This window comes from Actinocrinis sp. (genome assembly GCF_035605935.1).
Classification (GTDB): Bacteria; Actinomycetota; Actinomycetes; order Streptomycetales; family Catenulisporaceae; genus Actinocrinis.
The window spans coordinates 1-3,252 of the sequence record NZ_DATNGK010000032.1; the positions used below are offsets into that span (position 1 = coordinate 1).

Here is a 3,252-nt window from a genome sequence, read left to right on the forward strand (position 1 = left end):
CCCGGCGTTTGCCGGACAGAACCCGTCGCACTGGTACGTCGCGTCGTACTTCACCGTCGTGATCGCCTCGACCGGCCTGGTCATGCTGCCGGTGCACTTGGCGGCTTATCGGGAGCGTGGCGTGATACGCCGGTTCGCGGCTGCCGGCTTCCCGCGCTGGTCGTTCGCGTTGGCCGAAATGGTCATCGGATTGGCCACGATAGCTGTGGCCGGCGCCGTCCTTCTCGTCGTTGCCGCGCCGGTCTACGGCATCCCGTCGGTGCACCACGCGGGGCGGGTGATCGCCGGACTCGGGTTTGGTTCGATCGGCTTCGTAAGCATCGGGGTGCTGCTCGGTTCGCTCCTACCGAGCGCGCGGGCGGCCCAAGCAGTCGGCTTGATGCTCTTCTTCCCGTCGTTCCTGCTCGGTGCCGGCGGTCCGCCGCCGCATGTGATGGGGTCAGCGTTGCGTCACGTCGCCGACGTTCTGCCATTGACCTGGGTCACCAAATCGATTCGCGAGCCCTGGCTCGGTATCGGTACAGCGACACCGGCGCTGATCGCGGTAGCTGGGCTCGCCGTCGTGGCGACATATGTCGCGGTGCGGCGCACGGCCCTGTAAATGTAGGCATTGACTTGTGACTGACCTGACGCTCATGCCGGAGCCGCTCCCTCGCGCTGCGAGGTGGGCGGTCTTCGGCGTGTTCGCGCTTCTGGTCGTTGTCGGAGTAGTCCGGCGCGCGGGCGACCGCCCCATCCTTGCCCTCGTGTTCGGTCTGGCCGGGCTGGTTCTCGGCGCGGCGGCGTTCTTCGCGTCGCGCACCTGGATGCTGCCGGCGGCGGCCGGGGCTGTCGCGGCGGTCGCCGTCGTGTGCAACGGCCAGCCCTCCAATGTCGGCTGGTTCGCCGTGATCGTGCTGGTCGGCTGGGCGGCGCTCGCGGCACCCATGCTCGTCACCGTCGTGCTCGCGGTTGGGACGGTTCTCCTCTTGTTCGGCGAATTTCTTTTCACTGTGCAAGACCCAGGTTGGTTCGGCTGGATTGGCGGCACCGTTTTTGCCTTCGTCGGCTGCACGTTCGGCCGACGGCAACGCGACCTGCTCGTGCAGCTGCGCGAGGCGCAGGCCGGTCTGGCGCAGCGCGCGCAAGCCGAGGAGCGCAATCGCATCGCCCGCGAGATGCACGACGTGATCGCGCACAGCCTCACAGTGTCGCTGCTGCACGTGTCATCGGCCCGGCTCGCACTTGCCGACGACCCGGACGAAGCAGCGCGGGCGTTGGCCGAGGCCGAACGGCTCGGCCGCGAGAGTCTCGAGGAGGTGCGCCACGCGGTCGGCCTGATGCGCGGACCGACCGATCGGATGCGGCCGTTGCCGGGCGGTAGCGACATCACCGGCCTGGTCGAGCAATTCCGTGGCGCCGGCGTCGACGTGCGCCTGCACCTGGACGGCGACATCAGTGCGATGCCGGCCACCGTCGGGTTGGCCGCCTACCGAATCGTGCAAGAGAGCCTCACCAACGCCGCGAAGCATGCACCGCAGGCCGCCTGCACGGTATATGTCGCCGTCACCGACTCGACCGTGCAAGTGACGGTCGACAGTTCCGGTCCGCCCACCGCGGGGACGGGCCTCGGGCTGCTCGGCATGCGCGAACGCGCCGAGGCGCTGGGCGGACAGTGCGAGGCCGGTCCGGGCGGCAGCGGTTGGCTGGTGCACGCCGCCTTGCCCATGCACGCGACGCACGGAGCGGCGAAGTGATCCGCCTCCTCATCGTCGACGACCAGGAACTCGTCCGGGCCGGCCTCCGCGGCATCCTGCGGGAGCGGTACGGCTTCGACATCGTCGGCGAATGTGCTGACGGGTCCGGCGTCGCCGCCGCCGTGGTTCGCCTGCAACCCGACGTCGTGCTGATGGACGTCCGCATGCCCGTCGTCGATGGCGTGGCCGCGACCAAGGCGATCGGCCGGGTCACCGACCCACCACCGGTGCTGGTACTCACCACGTTCGACGACGACGAGATCCTCGCGGCCGCGCTTCGGGCCGGCGCATCGGGCTTCCTCCTCAAGGGCGTACCGGCCGAGGACCTACAGCGCGCGGTACGCACAGTTGCTGAGGGCGGGGCCTGGCTGGATCCTGCGGTGACGGGGCGGGTCCTTACCGCCTATCGCGCGGCGCCTGATGTCTCTTCCCCCGCCGAGAGCCTCGATGTCCTCACCGCGCGTGAGCGCGAGGTGCTCGCGCTCATCGGGCAGGGCATGTCCAACGCCGAGATTGCCGCCTACCTCGTGCTCGGCGAAGGAACGGTGAAGAGCCACGTCAATCACGTCTTCACCAAGCTCGACCTGCGTGATCGAGCGGCGGCGGTGGTCCTCGCGTTCGACAGCGGCCTGGTGAGCCCACGCCAGAAGCCGACCGAGTGACGCCGTGTGAGGCGGGTTCAGACCTTCTGGACAACAACGCCCGGGCGGACCTCGGCCATGACGTCGATCGCGACGCTGCCGGCCACCGGAACCGCTACGGCCGCGGCCGAGAGGGCAGCGGCATCGGCCAGCAGCTCGGGCCACGGGTCGTGCCGGGCAAGCCCGCGGGCGATCGCGCCGGCGAGCGCATCACCCGCGCCGGTTTGGTTGCCGCGTATCCGCCGTGGCAGTCGAACGTCAAATACGGCCGAGGGGGTGACCGCGACGAAACCCTCGGCGCCGAGCGACACGATCCCGGCCTCGGCCCCGCTGTCGCACAGTAGCTGGGCGGCGTCGCGTGCGTCCTGGCGTGTGCTGACGGGCCTCCCGAACAGGTGGGCGACCTCGGCCGCATTGGGTTTCGCCACGTCGGGTCGCGCGCCGAGTGCGTGCCGCAGCTGCTCGCCTTCAGCGTCAAGTACCACCGCCGCGCCGTTCGCGCGGGCGATTGCCACGAGTTCGGCATAGGCGGTGTCCGGGCACCCGGGTGGCACGCTGCCGGACGCGACGACAACGCGCCCTGCCTTGGCAATCTCGTCGAACGCGGCGGTGAACGCGGTCCATTCGGCAGCGCTCACCGGCGGCCCCGGTTCGTTGAACACCGTCGCATCTCTGGCGTCGACGACCGTCACCGTGCGGCGTGATTGCCCCGAGATCAGCGTGAACGCGGCGGGCAATCCACTGCGTTGCAGGTCCGCCGCGATTTCCGCGCCAGTCGCGCCACCGCACAGGCCTGCGACGGTTACCGGCTCGTCCAGTTGATGCAGCACGCGGGCGACGTTGACGCCCTTGCCGCCGGCGCGGGCGTGCACCTC

General features: G+C 69.8%; 4 protein-coding genes. 3 read left to right on the forward strand and 1 reads right to left on the reverse strand.

The window, feature by feature from the left end:
- The 3 genes from VN779_RS02720 to VN779_RS02730 all read left to right on the forward strand — a co-directional run.
- Positions 1–601, forward strand: a 601-nt coding sequence (locus tag VN779_RS02720; RefSeq protein WP_325719773.1) for an ABC transporter permease, incomplete at its 5' end; no start/stop codon positions are given.
- Between the two features lie 16 nt (positions 602–617).
- Positions 618–1,736, forward strand: coding sequence for a sensor histidine kinase (locus tag VN779_RS02725; RefSeq protein WP_325719775.1), 1,119 nt, complete (start codon positions 618–620; stop codon positions 1,734–1,736).
- Complete coding sequence (locus VN779_RS02730; protein ID WP_325719776.1) at positions 1,733–2,398, forward strand: response regulator transcription factor; 666 nt, start codon at positions 1,733–1,735, stop codon at positions 2,396–2,398. Before VN779_RS02725 ends, VN779_RS02730 begins: the two co-directional genes overlap by 4 nt.
- Positions 2,399–2,415: 17 nt before the next feature.
- Here the strand turns inward: VN779_RS02730 and VN779_RS02735 are convergent.
- Positions 2,416–3,252, reverse strand: an 837-nt coding sequence (locus VN779_RS02735) for a hexose kinase (RefSeq protein WP_325719778.1), incomplete at its 5' end; no start/stop codon positions are given.